Genomic DNA, 14,628 nt, shown 5'->3' on the forward strand with positions numbered 1-14,628 from the left:
AGTCATTGATGACGCTATTATTCAGCTTCCTGCTCATGGCATGTCAGGGTAAATCTGCTCCCGTCATGCCTGTAGAGCCTGTACTCGTCAGTGACACTCAAGAACAGCCAGAGATCGACTGGCCAGCGTTGACCCCTATTGAGCCACCTGAAGGCTTAAGAGCCTGCTGCGCATTCGGTTACGATCTTAAAACCGAGGTGGCAGGGGTTCCGGTTCCTTTCTATGATATCGACAATATCGTGGAGGCCGAGAAACTGGGCGAACATCACTATAACGACAGTGCTCTGGGTGCCAGTGCCGCTTTATTGGGGATAAGCAATGAAAAAATTGGCCTGTTATATACCCAGAAAGGCGGGTTTATTGATATCTCCCATGTGAGAGATACCGCAGACTATACGCTGTATCTCTTTAGCCAGATTTACGCTCACCTGGGTCAGGAGCGGGAATTAAGCCTAAGTAATGAGCTTGCGGCGCGTAAAATTCACTTTTTTGCCTTTACTCCGCCGGTAGATCCCGTTGAGCGCTATACCTTAAGCGCTTATTTAGCGGCAAAACTGGCATTTCAGTTGGCGGCTTGGCACGAAATCGCCCAATGGTATGGCTATCAATCAGTCCCAGGGTTCCCCGAGGGCATTTCCGCGTTTTCCCCGGAAGACCTCTATTCCAATCTCTTGGGAGCAAGACTGGCTCTGACTCTGATCCTGCAAGGTCACGCTTCTTCGGTGACTCAATTTACTACCTCAATGGCAGCCATATTGCCTTCTGCTTTGCATAAACTCGAACCTTATTCCAAATCAGACACAAAAAAGATGTTTAATCAGGTCGACGGGCTATGGTGGAATAGTCATGAACGTATTCCGCAAAAGTTTTTAGTCCTGCGCAGGAATTATGAAACCCAAGACAATCGTTATCCATTAATGCCTTCAGGCAAAGAGAAGTTTGCGCTGCGTCTGTCCCTACCTGATGAATTTAAGCCGTTTTCGCTGGATAAATTGGCTGAACTACAGTTATGGCCAACCGAACAGATGAAAAACTTACCTGTTCCCAATTCCTATTGGACAATGAAAGACTTTAACATGCTGGCAGAACATGCCCAGCATGAAGATGCGCGACAGTTGTTATTGAGTAGCAAATAAATACCGTAGCCAGTGACTCGGCAAAGCCTTTCGATTAAATTCGCAAGGAGATAGCTCCACTATCTCCTTACTCTTTCCCGAATCTCCCCAACGCCCTGCGCATCGGCGTATGCCGCTTAATCAATTCCTGCAAAACCTCTTTCAGTAACTGACTTTTACCGCTTCCCAGCGGCTCCAGTATGCTTTTCTCATGGGATTCCGCTTCTGCCAGTAATCCGACCACCACTTGCCGGCCGCTGTCGGTAAGATGCACTAACGTGATACGGCGATCTCCCCCACCATTGGAAAAACGAGTGACGTGCCCCTGCAATTCAAGACGCTGCAATACTCGGGTAATTGTCGGTTGTTTACTGACTGTTTTTTGCGCCAGCAGACTAATACCAATCGGGCCACTTCCAGCCAGCGCCGATAAAACACGCCACTCCAGCACGGACAACCCCCGTGCCTCAACGATGTCATGAAACTCAGAAGAAACCAGCATCCATGCTTGCCCAAGCAAAGCAGGCAAGTAATTATCAACAAACACTTTTGAATCTGGCATAGTTTCAACAACCTTTCTATTTCGGGAAGTTTCGTCTTCCGATTCTAAAAGGTTCATCCGTGAAAAACACGCTCACAATAGTCACCCCATCAATGTTTTCCTGATAACAGTGAGCCAAATCTCGGAACGTATGTATGCAGCCTAAGTTGTTTCAATATCATGCAGGCTGTCGTAATAGATGAGGAGATAACGGGCGTGGAACGCTTCAGCGCAGGATCCAAAGCCCGTCATGGCGAAATGCCGAGTGAAAGTTTATGACGGGGATGATGTGATTAATTTATATGACAAAATTTAACGCAGCCCATCGTTATCGCGTGGGCTACGTTAGACATAACATTAATCTCATTGCCGCGTGGCAGGGAAACCATGTTTTTTAGCTCCCCAAGCGATTATCAATCCCACCACAAGCAATCCAAGCAAAACCCAAGGGAAGATCTGAACACCCTGAGTGTCTAACAATATGCCTCCCAACATACCGCCAGCAGCTATCGACAAATTCCAGACAGTAACCAAGATTGATTGAGCGACATCTGCACCGGAACCCGCAGCATCCGCAGAGGCCGTCTGCAATAGCGCGGCTGCTCCGCCAAAAGTTAGCCCCCATATCGCCATAGAGATATAAATTACAGCAGGCAAAATACCAGCAAGCCCCAATGCCAATGCGACCAAAGCAAATAATCCGATGCTTATCAAAACAAGCGACCGCAAATATCTATCGATCAATACCCCAACCAACCATATGCCAAGAACTGAAGCAACCCCGAAGATTAGCAAAATTATGTCAACTCGATGGGAAAGACCCGCAGGAGCAAGAAATGGCATGATGTAGGTATACAGAATACTATGCGCCAGCACCCAGAAAATAAGGACCGTTAATACTGGCCAAACACCGGGAGTGGCAAATACCGATCTTATCGATAAACGTTTTTCTGATGATTGGCCAGGATAATCCGGCACCCGTAGACGAATCCAAACCATGACCGCTAAAGTCAACAATGAAAGTAGGCCAAACGTCATGCGCCACCCAATTAGTGAGCCAAGAAATGCCCCTAAAGGAACGCCCAATGAAAGTGCCAGTGGTGCTCCTACCCCGGCAATGGCAAGCGCTCTCCCTTTTAGTGGTTCTGATGCCATCCGGCGCGCATAACCCGCCAACATACCCCAAATCAAACCTCCGGCCATCCCTGCAAATAATCGGGCAATCAGCGCAAAAGTATAATTAGATGTCAATATAGTCAGTGTATTAAAAACAAACAACGCGCCTAAAACCACCAATAAAAGCGGACGGCGTCGCCAGCTTTGAGTTGCTGTCGTTAATGGGATAGCCGCAATCACAGAGCCAATGGCGTACAATGTGACAAATTGTCCTGCCATCGATTCCGAAATATTCAATCCCATACTAATTTGCGCCAACATTCCCGCAGGGACAGTTTCTGTCATCAGCGCCAAAAAGCCCGTCATTGCCAATGCGAGCAATGACGCTAATGGCAAAGCATTTGTTTCACCCGTGTGACTTGTGGTTGATCTCACTTAACTGCCCTCCTGTAAAATTCTTTATCTGAAAATACATAAGAGCGATTTAAATTATACGCACCCTATGAAGTTCACAGAATATGTGGATTGCTAGATCGGCTCATAGGTACACAGTATGAAGGCGCATATTAGTATTAAAAATAGGCTATAGTTCAAAATATATATGACAAATATGTCATCAATAGGAAAACGAGTAATGGATAACTTTAGCGTCCTTGAAGTGTTTGTTCGAGTCAGTGAAGTACGGAGTTTCACGGCAGCAGGCAATCAACTCGGCGTGTCATCCTCCGCTATAAGCAAGGCAATAAGTCGCCTCGAAGAAAAGCTACGCGTACGACTTTTCCACCGTTCCACACGCACAGTGACCCTAACTCCAGAAGGTACACTTTTTCTCAAACGCTGCCGCCGCATTCTGAATGAAATAGAAGCCGCAGAAAATGAACTTTCCCAGTCACAATCTGTACCGTCTGGAAAGTTAAAAGTGAGTATGCCATCAATTGGCGTACTCTTTATGCCCAAGTTTGCCGAGTTCAGTCAGCAGTACCCAGAAATTGAATTAGAAATAGACAGCACTGACGGCTTAGTTGACTTAATTGAAGAAGGATTCGATGCCGTAATACGCACCGGAGAACCTGCTGATTCACGATTAATGGCGCGTGTGCTAGGCTCTTACAAAAGAGTTATCGTCGGTTCTCCCACCTACTTTCAAAAATTTGAAATACCTAAAAAACCAGAAGAACTGATTAATCATTCCTGCATGATGTACCGTTATAAGAGCACAGGCAAGCTGGATATTTGGCCAATAAGTCAAGATAACCCAACTTTACAGCTAGAATGGCCTACCAGAATGGTAACTAACACACTTGACCCTCTCGTGTCTTTTGCAGAAAATAGTCTTGGAATTACTTGTATTCCTGATTTAGCCATCAAAGAACAGTTGAAAACAGGAAAGCTGATAACAATTCTGAATGATTTCAATAATGACATAACGACATGCAGGATACTTTGGCCTTCAAGCAAATATTTATCTCCTAAGCTAAGAGTATTTGTCAATTTCATGGTTGAAAATCTATTTAAGAATGAGTGAATTATGAGTGTCTAGTATTCAATATGATACTGGACACTCAATTAATTTTAATACTAAATAATTCCAAGGGTTCTGCATTGAGATAATAAACTCTTCAAAGGAAGATTTGGATTAGATAAAAGGAGTCTATCCAAACTAATTATATGATCAGCCATTCTCTTTAAATCAGAATTTTCAATATGTGATGAATTAGATATCCAACGAAAAGCCCCCTTAACCGGATCAATTTGCATTGTCAGAGAAGCATTGTTTTTTTCATATAATTGAGAGACTGCTGGTTTAATTTCTGAGTTTATGAAATCTATAATGCTAACTCTAACATCCCATATAACTTTTCAATCTCCTGGCGCCAAAATTCTTGATTTTTAGGCTTTTGATGCTTAGGTTTTCTTGCCAAATCATCCGCCAGATTTTTTTCCAATTCCGTAATCCGGTAAAGAATTTCATGTTCATCAGATAACGCGATAACATCATCATGAATCTTCTCATTACTCTTAATCAGCGTTTTTTCATTAAGTGAGTTATAATATTCATTGCTGGATGAAACTTCCTCCAGCCTACCGTTTTTAATTAGCAGAAAACGATTGGCGACGTTATCGATAAACGCCCTGTCATGAGAGGTAATTAATATCGTCAATTCATTATCAATCAGCTCATTTTCCAATTCCATTTTACCGAAAATATCCAGATGGTTTGTCGGTTCATCAAGGATCAGAAAATTAGGTTTATTTAATTTCAGTATCAAAAACATCAATCTGGAGCGTTCACCACCGCTTAATCTGCCGACAAGTTTATTAAAATCCGCATATTCAAACCCCGTCGCAATCAGTTGCTGCTTACAGGATATGTCATCAAGATTCGGTGTATTATTTCTCACGACATCGAAAATCGATTCATTCAGCGGGATTTTTTCCAGTTCCTGATCGAGATATCCCATATTACACTGCGGTGATAAGTTAATATTCTCGGTATCATAAGCGGGTTCTCCTAACTCTTCCCCATCGGTATTTTTTGACTTTTGATAAGCTTCAACAATGAGGCTAATAAAAGTAGTTTTGAATTAACACTAAAGCTAATTCTATTACAACTAATCAGCGTCGACATTTATGATGCCCTTATCGAAAAACCGTGATTAAACCCACTATATATTTTTACATTTAGCAATAGAGTGTGAGTTTATATATTTAAAGAGAGAGTAGGTCAAGCATACAACCCACTAACTCAGGGTAATAATGCTATTTGATAGGTATTGCGATTATCACTTAATAAATTAATAACCTTACTAAATAATAAATAATTAAAACAGTGAGTAAGGAATAAAAAAACAAAGCGTACTCAATATTAAAATCACGCCTTGCTTTTATATATATTTAATACTGGATTATTAATATTTTAGCTTAATTATTTACTTATCATTATATTTCACTGAAAAAACTAAAATGAACCTTGACTAAAATTCGATATCTAATTGTTCTATTTTAATATTTATTTTTGGCACACGCCAATAACCTCTGTTATTTTGTCAATCAGTAATAAATTTTATTGTAATTTAATTAGTTAACAAAAGGATAAATCAACGTCATGACATTGATGTTTTTCTCTATATGAAATATTTTCATGATGTCCTCTGATTCAGAAAAGCGTCAAACTGCTTTTCCCAGATATTCAATTAAAAGGAGCCCTTGCATCAGTGTAGATAAAATCGCCGCTACTTTTGATTGGCAGTCTCTAACGTAAATACGAATTCACTTAACGATTTCAATTAATTACAGGAAATAACAATGAAATTAGAAACTCTATCCATTCATGCCGGTTATTCGCCAGATCCTGCCACCAAAGCAGTTGCCGTTCCCATCTACCAGACAACGTCTTACGCCTTCGATGATACCCAGCATGGGGCTGATTTATTTGATTTAAAAGTTGAAGGTAACATTTACTCCCGCATGATGAACCCAACCAATGATGTGTTGGAAAAGCGCATTGCGGCCTTGGAAGGTGGCATTGGTGCGCTGTCTGTTGCTTCAGGTATGGCAGCCGTCACCTATGCTATCCAAACCATTGCCCAAGCGGGAGATAACATCGTTTCCGTGGCAAAACTTTATGGTGGAACCTATAACGTGATGGCGCACACTTTCCCAAGCATGGGGATTGAGACCCGTTTCGTTGATCACAACGATATTGCAGCCATCGAAGCATTGATTGATGAGAAAACCAAAGCCGTGTATTGCGAATCCATCACCAATCCCGGTGGTCATATCATTGATATCCAAGCAATGGCAGATGTTGCCCATAAATATGGTATCCCGCTGATTGTCGATAATACCGTCGCAACCCCCTACTTATGCCGTCCGTTTGAACATGGTGCAGATATCGTCATCCACTCTCTGACCAAATACATCGGCGGTCATGGCACCACTATTGGCGGTATTATCGTCGATTCAGGCAAATTCCCGTGGGCAGAACATCAAGATCGTTTTGCTATTCTCAGCACACCGGATGCGTCGTATCACGGAATTATCTATACCGAACATTTTGGTGCAGCCGCCTATATCGCCCGCTGCCGTGTTGGGCCACTGCGCAGTACTGGTGCCACACTTTCGGCATTCAGTGCATTCCTGATCCTGCAAGGGCTTGAAACATTAGCGCTTCGCATGGAACGCCATACTGAAAATGCCTTGAAAGTCGCACAATACTTGAATGAGCATCCTCAAGTATCTTGGGTTAAATACGCCGGATTGCCTGAACACCCAGAGCATGAACTGGCGGTACGCTACATGGGGGGGAAACCTTCGTCTGTGCTGTCCTTCGGCATCAAGGGAGAAGAAGAAGCCGGCACACGTTTCATTGATGCACTGGAACTGATCGTACGTCTGGTCAACATCGGCGATGCCAAATCTCTGGCCTGCCATCCGGCATCAACCACACACCGCCAGTTAAACGATGAAGAAATGGTAAAAGCGGGTGTATCACGAGATTTGATTCGTCTTTCCATTGGAATAGAGCACAGCGACGATATTATTGCCGATCTTTCACAAGCGTTGGACGCGGCAAAATAGTCATTAATTTATTATTCAAATAGATAATAAAACACCGGTACCAACAGATGTTGATACCGGTGAGATGATAAAAAATATAAAATCAGATTTTATCAATATTAGATAACAGAATACATTATTAACTATTAGAAACAATTCCCACACAATCTTATTAAGATCATCTCTATACGGCAAAAAGCCCACAATAAAATTAGTTCAGAATACTGATTGTTAAGTTAAATTATATTAACAAAATAAAATAATTCATCTTTTTATTAACATATAAAAAACATTTGTTCGTTTTACTTATCTATTGTATTTTAATTACGAACAATCAAGGAGGAAACCGTGGCTTTTTTGGTTATGATTATCGAAATCTGCAAGTCGATCCTGAGTGGAAACCAAGCTGTATCACTCGTGATGAAAGCGGGTCAATGTGTGATCTTCTGGTCAACCTTGATGCATGCTTCTTATCCTAATACTTCTGAGAAACACTACCGTATGGGATTTGCTACCCGCTATGCACCAAGCTATGTCGATATTTATCCCAATACTGATCATGTCTACGAATATGGTGGCAATATCCCGCTTGATAAATTTGGCTGCGTGATCGTGTCAGGCCAGAGCCGTAACACCAACAACCGGATTGCTTCTCATAACTTACTTGATCAACCCTTTATACCGCTATGAAGGAAGATGTTCTGATGACTCAAATTCAGTGCTATCTCAACAATACATACTGTTTCCTCTCCACTGGCGAAGTTATCGCCAGTGGTTCCGATGAATGGGGACAATGGATTGCTTTAAATAACAACCTATTTCATCCACAAGGCGGGGGGCAACCCGCCGATATTGGCTGGGTGAATAACGTCCCCGTGAAGGTTAGAAAGCAGGCTACAGGGCAGATAGTCGTGTATCCGGAATCCGCACTTCATGCCCCACTGGGTACACAATTGAACTCAAAACTATCAGAAGAGGCCCGCATATGTCATGCAGCACTACACACTGCTGGTCACCTGCTGAACTGGGAAATGCGTCAATATGGCTGGATGGCAATCAGTGGCCACCACTTTCCCGGAGAGTCACGCGTTGAGTTCTCTCCTATCGGCTCCAGTGCCATCCCCTCCGATCAGCTATCTTTACAAAATATCGAAACGACTATCAACACTAAACTACGTGATGGCGGGCAAGTAACAACTTGGTATGAAGCGGATACCCGACTGTGTTTAATTGCAGGCACTGAACCCATGCCTTGCGCGGGCACACATGTCGATAATTTGAACAAAATCAATGAATTTACCATTAAGTCGATCAAGTTCAAAAAGGGAACTCTACGTATCAGCTACGACGCCAGCCATATTATTTTAAGGACTGACAATGTCTCATGATGCATTACCTCTATCCCGTAGACGGCTTTATCTGCTAGATCTGGGACTACTGGCTGTTGCCCTTTCTTGGGGCGCCAGCTATTCGCTGATGCAATTGATCATTCAAGCCGGGCTGACTGTACCGTTATTTTTGATGCTGCGCTTTGCTCTATCTGTACCTTTTATGTTTCTTGGCACTCGGGTACGCCTGCGTAACATCAAACCAGGGGAAATTATTAATGGCCTTATATTCGGCTGCCTGCTGTACGCCATCCTGACCTTTGAAACCTTGGGAGTAAAGTACACTACAGCATCCAATGCTGGGTTCCTTATCGCCTTGTCTGTCGTTATCGTCCCCTTTTTTGAGCGTATATTTGGCAAACGTAAGCAAAGTAAGTTTATTTACTTTACCTGTTTTATTTCTTTAGCCGGAGGTGGAATATTAAGTTTTTCCAATACAGGCAACTTTGGCTTTAATAACGGTGACTGGTTGATCCTGCTTGCAGCGCTGATCCGCGGTTTCCAAATTTTTATGTTTGGTAAGCAGACATCCGGTAAATCCTACTCATTGGTTAATATCACACTGGTTGAATTAGTGACAGTCTCCGTACTTGGGTTAGCCTTTGTTTTAATGACTGATTCAGCATCACTGCTCCTCATTCCAACCATTACATTCGATGTTTGGGGATATATTCTGTTTCTGAGCTTGCTGGCAACTGCTTTTGCTTTTCTGATGCAACTCTATGCAGCAAAAACCACCAGTCCTACTCGGGTTGGCCTGATCTTGTCGTTGGAACCCGCGTTTGCAGCCCTGTTTGCTGTCGCGATTATGGGAGAAACTATCGGTATTTTGCAGGGCATTGGCGGAGCCATTATTGTCTGTGCCGCTCTGCTAGGGCGTATCGTAGAAGGAAAACGCTATGAGTAATCAACGTCCTCATATCGATAGTAAGCAGCTATAATTATGTTGACATGATGGGGGCCGTCTTCCCCCCATGATTATTAACTTTGAATTGAATAAGACATGACTACTGTTGCACTAACTGCAACATCAATACATATATAGGAATGTATGATATCACCAGAGAATGCATAAAAGTCACCGGGATTTAATATCACACTTTCATCGTTTGAAAGTCGTAACATTAAGACACCATCATGAACCATAATGTGTTCATGAGTCCCTACTGTATGAGCGGGACTACTAATAATAACCCCTGGATTCATTTGTAAATGCCATATTTCAGCAACACTCCCCAAGCCGATACGAAACTTCATCACTTGGGAATATGTATCCTCCATTGGAATATTTTTTTCCAGATAGGGGTAGCGCTCATTATTGCTGCCAAATAAATCTCCCAGCGGAAGACGTAGCGCAATTGCAATAGCATCTAATGTATCAATTCGAGGGTTAGAGTTGCCAGATTCCAATTGAGATAGTGCGGCCTTAGATACACCAGACAACTTAGAAAGTTCGTTTAAAGAAATATTTCTAGCTAAACGCAATCGTTTTACCTTGTTACCGATATCTATACAATTTTTTTTAACTCTATCTTGTTGTTGAGTATTATTCATAACCAAATCAATTTTTTAGTGAGAATTAATAAAGACTAACAGAAATAGATGGAAACATCTTCAAAAATAAGTAATTAATATAACTCCCCATTTAATTCATGTTATGAATCAAATGGGGAGTTATATTTTATTGATTATTAAAGAGGGCAATAAAATGCTTCAGATAAACGATTGCTTCAAGATAATTTATACCAGTGCCCTATTACTTATAATGCCAGGCCCAACAAATACCTTACTACTCTGTTCAGGATTCTCTCAAGGGATAATAAAAAGCCTTAAATTAATTCTTGCCGAATGTATAGGTTATTTACTATCAATAAGTAGTTGGGGACTATTAATTATTGTTCTGGCAAAGCATAGCCCCCTTCTCTTACTCACAATAAAACTAATTTCTGCTCTCTATGTCGCTTATCTGGCAGTAAAAATATGGCATTTTTCCCTACAGGGGTATGATTACCATGTGACTACAATGACAATATTATTCACTACCCTGCTCAACCCCAAGTCTTTTATATTTTCTGCTTTTATTATCCCAACATCTGCATTCCTCAATCAGCATGATTATTATTTTGCCATACTAAGTATACTCTTTGCTCTTCTACCTATTTCCCTGCTATGGACTGTCTGCGGTGCCAGTATGCCTTTGTGGAACACTGGACGATTGTTCAAGCCAACACTGTTGTATCGTGTCGCATCTCTGACTATGTTCATTTTTTCTATTTCCATGTTATATAACTCAGTTTCTATCATCGTATCCCAGTAAATTTTTACAGGAAATCGTTAATAAGGCTTCAGGTGCATATCGACTATGCGCCTGTATTGCCTGAAATATAGTTTTTTTATTTCAATCATTATTTTATTAACTAAAAATGAAACAAACACCCATGACAATAAAACGACAAAATAACCAAAAAATAGATAAATCATAAACAAATAAACCTATTATTCATATTATGCAAAAGCTGGTAAAAACCAGCCTTTGCATTTTCAATCAGATATCAAGCTTTGAACGTGATCCATGGCCTGACCCTTGCCACGGGCTGAATTAACCCAGCCTGTTCTTGGATCTCAATCACCGGCGTAATTGGCTTGTAAGCCTCAGGCGCTTCTTCACGCAGGCGATCGCTTTTCAAAGTGATGCACTGCCACGGCAATCGACTATTTTTTTGTAGATCAGGCACTTTATTCCGCATTGCCTGACGGCGTACCGAACGCCCGGCTCCGTGTGAACACGACCACAACCAGTCTTCATTGCCTTTCCCCAATACAAGGTAAGAATAATCCCCCATTGAGCCGGGAATTAACGCCAACTCCCCTGCCCGTGCAGGTGTAGCGCCTTTGCGATGGAGATTCATACCCTGCTCAGGAAAGATAATATTATGCGAGAGATCCACAATCAGCTTACTTTTATCCTGCCCAAAAACCTGTTTCCAAGCCGCGCGCACCAGTTCCGTCAAAACAATGCGATTCGCCCACGCATAACGCGCCGCACAGCCCATCGCCAGAAAATATCCCTGAGCGTGTTCATCTGTCAGACCAAATAGGCCAGAAGATGGATATTTTGCCGTAGCCGGCCATAAAGCCCTCGCTTTATCCATCCAACGCTGGCCGATGTAAAAACCCACATCCCGTGAGCCAGTGTGGATCATCATCAATACCTCACCTTCATGCAGGCCTGCCGCGTAAGCCGCGTGCCTGTCCAGAATGGTATCGACGATTTGCAGTTCAACAAAGTGGTTGCCTGAACCCACCGTACCCAAGCTTGCCGGACGGATGATTTCACGTTGCTCGAAAAAGGCTTCAGGTGCGTATCGGCTATGCGCCTGTACTGCCTGAGTACTCAGTATCGCGTTTAATTCGGCATGCATGCGCTTGAAATCGGCCTGTTGCCAGACCCCCTGTTGAGGTAATTCCTGTAACCATGCCGCCAGCCCTTCGTCAAACAGGGCACTGAATGAGGTTGGTGTGACGGGTACATCACGTTGATCCAGCAATAGGGTATTTTTTAACTGCTGAATCAAGGCTTCTTTTTGGCTATACGCTTCCGCATAGCTCAAACCCGTTGTCAGCAGGCGCATACCGCAGTTGATGTCTGTCCCAATGGCAGCAGGGATCACCAGATCCGTTGTCGTTGCCACAATGCTGCCCACTGGTGCCACCGCTCCCGGATGAAAATCCGGTGTCGCTCTGGTACGACACACTTTCGCGTCGCTGCCGGGTACGTGAACAGAAGCAAGGTTAAGTAATTGCTGTACGGCCTTTTCTTCCAATGGCAAGGATTCAGGCAGTAGAACTTCAGCTTCAATTTGCTCTTTATTGAAACGATAGATATTATTTTCGTACTGGGTTTCGATTCCCTGACGGGATAAACGTTTTTGTAAACGAGTAAACGTAGACATGTTGGCTACCTAGAAAAACAAAAAATTGCTTCTTCCGTTTTCATGGGGAAGAAGTGTTGTTTTTCCTGCAGCAGCTCAATTCAGGAAGATTTTAGCGGCGTTACTCTATCCATGAATTCTGAGATTGTAAAGGCCTTTCTGATACCGACAAAAAATCACCTTAAAACCCCCAAATTATGTATTTCGTTTAATAAGGTAAATTGCCACCAGAATGACTCTAGCAGACAGATTCACATTTTATTTAATGGTTGAATCGTATGTGTTGATTAAGCAGAAACAGACTCAGAATTAATGGGTGTTTTTTAATATCTTGAATTAACGAGATTAGATCGCTTAAAATTCAAATAAATTTAATGAATAATATTAACATCATTTTATTATTAGTGTTAAATACAATTCGGGATTAAAATAGGTAGGAAAAATGAAAAGGTTTTGTTTAGTGTTTGTACTTACGTTATTTTTGTCAGGTTGTGGTGATGCTGACGAAGGCTATTATCTTATCAAAAATATTGACGTCATTTTTGATGAAGACGAAGGGATTGAGGATTTCAAGGAATTAATTGCAAAGAAAATCAAAGGAGAAAAAGATTATATGTATTTTTTTCTGACTCCTGATGAGGCCAGCTACTTTACCGGTGTTAAACCAGAAAAAACAGCGATCAAGGATAACAGGCTTGAGATTGGCCATGACATGCTTACTCTGAAAAACACGTTTTCAGGTGTCAAACTAGTTGGTGATAAAAAGAGAATCTGTGGTTTTTACAATTGTATAATTACCTTTGAATTAGATAAAGTTAAACAAAATGATAAAAGACTTCTTGATATACAAAATAAATTCAAAGAGTCAGAAATTAAAAAACAAAAATTATATGCTGCACAGAAAGAAAAACTGGCTGAACTTGTTTTTAAGGATTTCTTTGGTCAGTTAACCTATTTAGACGATTTTAGTATTAAACTCGAGCCGATAGAATCAGGCTCTTTAAATGAAATTAATTCTGGTATATATTTTCGTAACATGGGTGGATTACGTATTGATTTGGAGAGTAAAGATAATACAATTTATAATTTCAAAAATCAAAACAGTCAACTTATTGGTGAATTATTTATTATTAAATCCCTCAAAGATAAATTCGATTATTCATCATGGTTAGAGATACAAGATGAAATATTATATCAAGATAAACAGGGCGCTATTTACTACAATATGCACGGTGAACTGGAAGCAGTTTATTATCAATATGATGAAAAATCCCAACATTATTTTATCGGTCTTGCTAACGCACCTAAATTAGAAACCATAAAAAAAGCCTATATTATGCTACGTACTATGGATGAGCAATACCGAGGAGAAATCGCCAATATACAGGATGTTTCACTATCTCAAACTGACTTTGAAAAAAAATACGGAATAAAAATATCCGATAGTTTTGACAGTCAAGAAATCCATAAGGTTCTTATCAAAAAAATGAATGATAAGTTGGCTGATACTAAAGATTTTTCCAAAGATAAAGATTGGTTCAATTCCATATTGGTAAGGTTCCCATCAGAATCATTTAGCTCCAAAATTTATTTTTATTTTCATCCAAAACCTATGAAAAAAGTTATTTCTGAATTTAAGAATAAATACCCTAGAGGAAAATGGATTGAGAATGTTTTTGTTTACAATATTTCTCCATCTTCCGAAAGCGGCTATAGTTATTTTATTAACCATAATGGTATGGTTTATGAGATATTTGTGGCCACTGATATTCATAGCACCGTCGAACGAATGGCTTTCCTCAGCGTATTACGTCATTTAGATCCTACTAAGCTGCAAGGGTACTCACCTTCAAAGCTGCGACCTTAAGGCAAACTGATAGTATTATCATCTGGTCTTAATACCGGAACAAGATGATGACGCATGGGTATTGATAAAACCTTATTTGCCTCCTGCCCATTCAGAGCGGGTAGGACGT

At 41.3% G+C, this 14,628-nt stretch carries 12 protein-coding genes; 7 read left to right on the forward strand and 5 right to left on the reverse strand.

Annotated elements, in window-relative coordinates:
* Positions 1 to 8 precede the first annotated feature (8 nt).
* The gene (locus PSI22_RS12250; protein ID WP_273580042.1) at positions 9 to 1,136 is read left to right on the forward strand and encodes a DUF4056 domain-containing protein; all 1,128 of its coding nucleotides are present in this window, start codon (positions 9 to 11) and stop codon (positions 1,134 to 1,136) included.
* 67 nt (positions 1,137 to 1,203) lie between these two features.
* On the opposite strand, the gene PSI22_RS12255 is transcribed toward PSI22_RS12250, so the two are convergent.
* Complete coding sequence (locus PSI22_RS12255) at positions 1,204 to 1,677, reverse strand: MarR family winged helix-turn-helix transcriptional regulator (protein ID WP_038197215.1); 474 nt, start codon at positions 1,675 to 1,677, stop codon at positions 1,204 to 1,206.
* Positions 1,678 to 2,019: 342 nt separating this feature from the next.
* Positions 2,020 to 3,207 carry an MFS transporter gene (locus PSI22_RS12260; protein ID WP_273580010.1) on the reverse strand — a complete coding sequence of 396 codons (1,188 nt, stop codon included), beginning with the start codon at positions 3,205 to 3,207 and terminating at the stop codon, positions 2,020 to 2,022.
* A gap of 199 nt (positions 3,208 to 3,406) precedes the next feature.
* Here PSI22_RS12260 and PSI22_RS12265 point away from each other — a divergent pair, with 199 nt between their 5' ends.
* On the forward strand, positions 3,407 to 4,297 hold the full coding sequence (locus tag PSI22_RS12265) for a LysR family transcriptional regulator (protein WP_273580011.1): 891 nt from the start codon (positions 3,407 to 3,409) through the stop codon (positions 4,295 to 4,297).
* A gap of 301 nt (positions 4,298 to 4,598) precedes the next feature.
* On the opposite strand, the gene PSI22_RS12270 is transcribed toward PSI22_RS12265, so the two are convergent.
* Positions 4,599 to 5,342, reverse strand: a complete 744-nt coding sequence (locus tag PSI22_RS12270; RefSeq protein WP_273580043.1) for an ATP-binding cassette domain-containing protein — start codon at positions 5,340 to 5,342, stop codon at positions 4,599 to 4,601.
* Between the two features lie 736 nt (positions 5,343 to 6,078).
* Between PSI22_RS12270 and PSI22_RS12275 the strand changes: the two genes are divergently transcribed.
* The 4 genes from PSI22_RS12275 to PSI22_RS12290 all read left to right on the forward strand — a co-directional run bounded on the left by PSI22_RS12275 (position 6,079) and on the right by PSI22_RS12290 (position 9,627).
* Entirely contained in the window at positions 6,079 to 7,353 is a 1,275-nt protein-coding gene (locus tag PSI22_RS12275; protein WP_273580012.1) for a bifunctional O-acetylhomoserine aminocarboxypropyltransferase/cysteine synthase, read from the forward strand.
* A gap of 327 nt (positions 7,354 to 7,680) precedes the next feature.
* Entirely contained in the window at positions 7,681 to 8,022 is a 342-nt protein-coding gene (locus PSI22_RS12280) for a phytanoyl-CoA dioxygenase family protein (RefSeq protein WP_273580013.1), read from the forward strand.
* A 14-nt stretch (positions 8,023 to 8,036) separates the two neighbouring features.
* The gene (locus PSI22_RS12285) at positions 8,037 to 8,720 is read left to right on the forward strand and encodes an alanyl-tRNA editing protein (protein ID WP_273580014.1); all 684 of its coding nucleotides are present in this window, start codon (positions 8,037 to 8,039) and stop codon (positions 8,718 to 8,720) included.
* Positions 8,710 to 9,627, forward strand: coding sequence for a DMT family transporter (locus PSI22_RS12290; RefSeq protein ID WP_273580015.1), 918 nt, complete (start codon positions 8,710 to 8,712; stop codon positions 9,625 to 9,627). The genes PSI22_RS12285 and PSI22_RS12290 overlap by 11 nt, the downstream gene beginning before the upstream one ends.
* A 74-nt stretch (positions 9,628 to 9,701) precedes the next feature.
* On the opposite strand, the gene PSI22_RS12295 is transcribed toward PSI22_RS12290, so the two are convergent.
* A complete protein-coding gene (locus tag PSI22_RS12295; protein ID WP_273580016.1) occupies positions 9,702 to 10,274 on the reverse strand; it encodes a helix-turn-helix domain-containing protein in 573 nt (190 codons plus the stop codon).
* 998 nt (positions 10,275 to 11,272) lie between these two features.
* Positions 11,273 to 12,673, reverse strand: coding sequence for an RtcB family protein (locus PSI22_RS12300; protein WP_273580017.1), 1,401 nt, complete (start codon positions 12,671 to 12,673; stop codon positions 11,273 to 11,275).
* 421 nt (positions 12,674 to 13,094) lie between these two features.
* Between PSI22_RS12300 and PSI22_RS12305 the strand changes: the two genes are divergently transcribed.
* Complete coding sequence (locus PSI22_RS12305; protein WP_273580018.1) at positions 13,095 to 14,519, forward strand: hypothetical protein; 1,425 nt, start codon at positions 13,095 to 13,097, stop codon at positions 14,517 to 14,519.
* The last annotated feature ends 109 nt before the right edge of the window (positions 14,520 to 14,628 follow it).

The sequence above is a fragment of the Xenorhabdus aichiensis genome (assembly GCF_028598775.1).
Classification (GTDB): Bacteria; Pseudomonadota; Gammaproteobacteria; order Enterobacterales; family Enterobacteriaceae; genus Xenorhabdus; species Xenorhabdus bovienii.

Bases quoted from the DNA above. Each gene is read 5' to 3' on its own strand.
- PSI22_RS12255 (WP_038197215.1), bottom strand. From the start codon at position 1,677: ATGCCAGATTCAAAAGTGTTTGTTGATAATTACTTGCCTGCTTTGCTT.
- PSI22_RS12295 (WP_273580016.1), bottom strand. From the start codon at position 10,274: ATGAATAATACTCAACAACAAGATAGAGTTAAAAAAAATTGTATAGAT.
- PSI22_RS12305 (WP_273580018.1), top strand. From the start codon at position 13,095: ATGAAAAGGTTTTGTTTAGTGTTTGTACTTACGTTATTTTTGTCAGGT.
- PSI22_RS12250 (WP_273580042.1), top strand. From the start codon at position 9: ATGACGCTATTATTCAGCTTCCTGCTCATGGCATGTCAGGGTAAATCT.
- PSI22_RS12300 (WP_273580017.1), bottom strand. From the start codon at position 12,673: ATGTCTACGTTTACTCGTTTACAAAAACGTTTATCCCGTCAGGGAATC.
- PSI22_RS12285 (WP_273580014.1), top strand. From the start codon at position 8,037: ATGACTCAAATTCAGTGCTATCTCAACAATACATACTGTTTCCTCTCC.
- PSI22_RS12275 (WP_273580012.1), top strand. From the start codon at position 6,079: ATGAAATTAGAAACTCTATCCATTCATGCCGGTTATTCGCCAGATCCT.
- PSI22_RS12290 (WP_273580015.1), top strand. From the start codon at position 8,710: ATGTCTCATGATGCATTACCTCTATCCCGTAGACGGCTTTATCTGCTA.
- PSI22_RS12265 (WP_273580011.1), top strand. From the start codon at position 3,407: ATGGATAACTTTAGCGTCCTTGAAGTGTTTGTTCGAGTCAGTGAAGTA.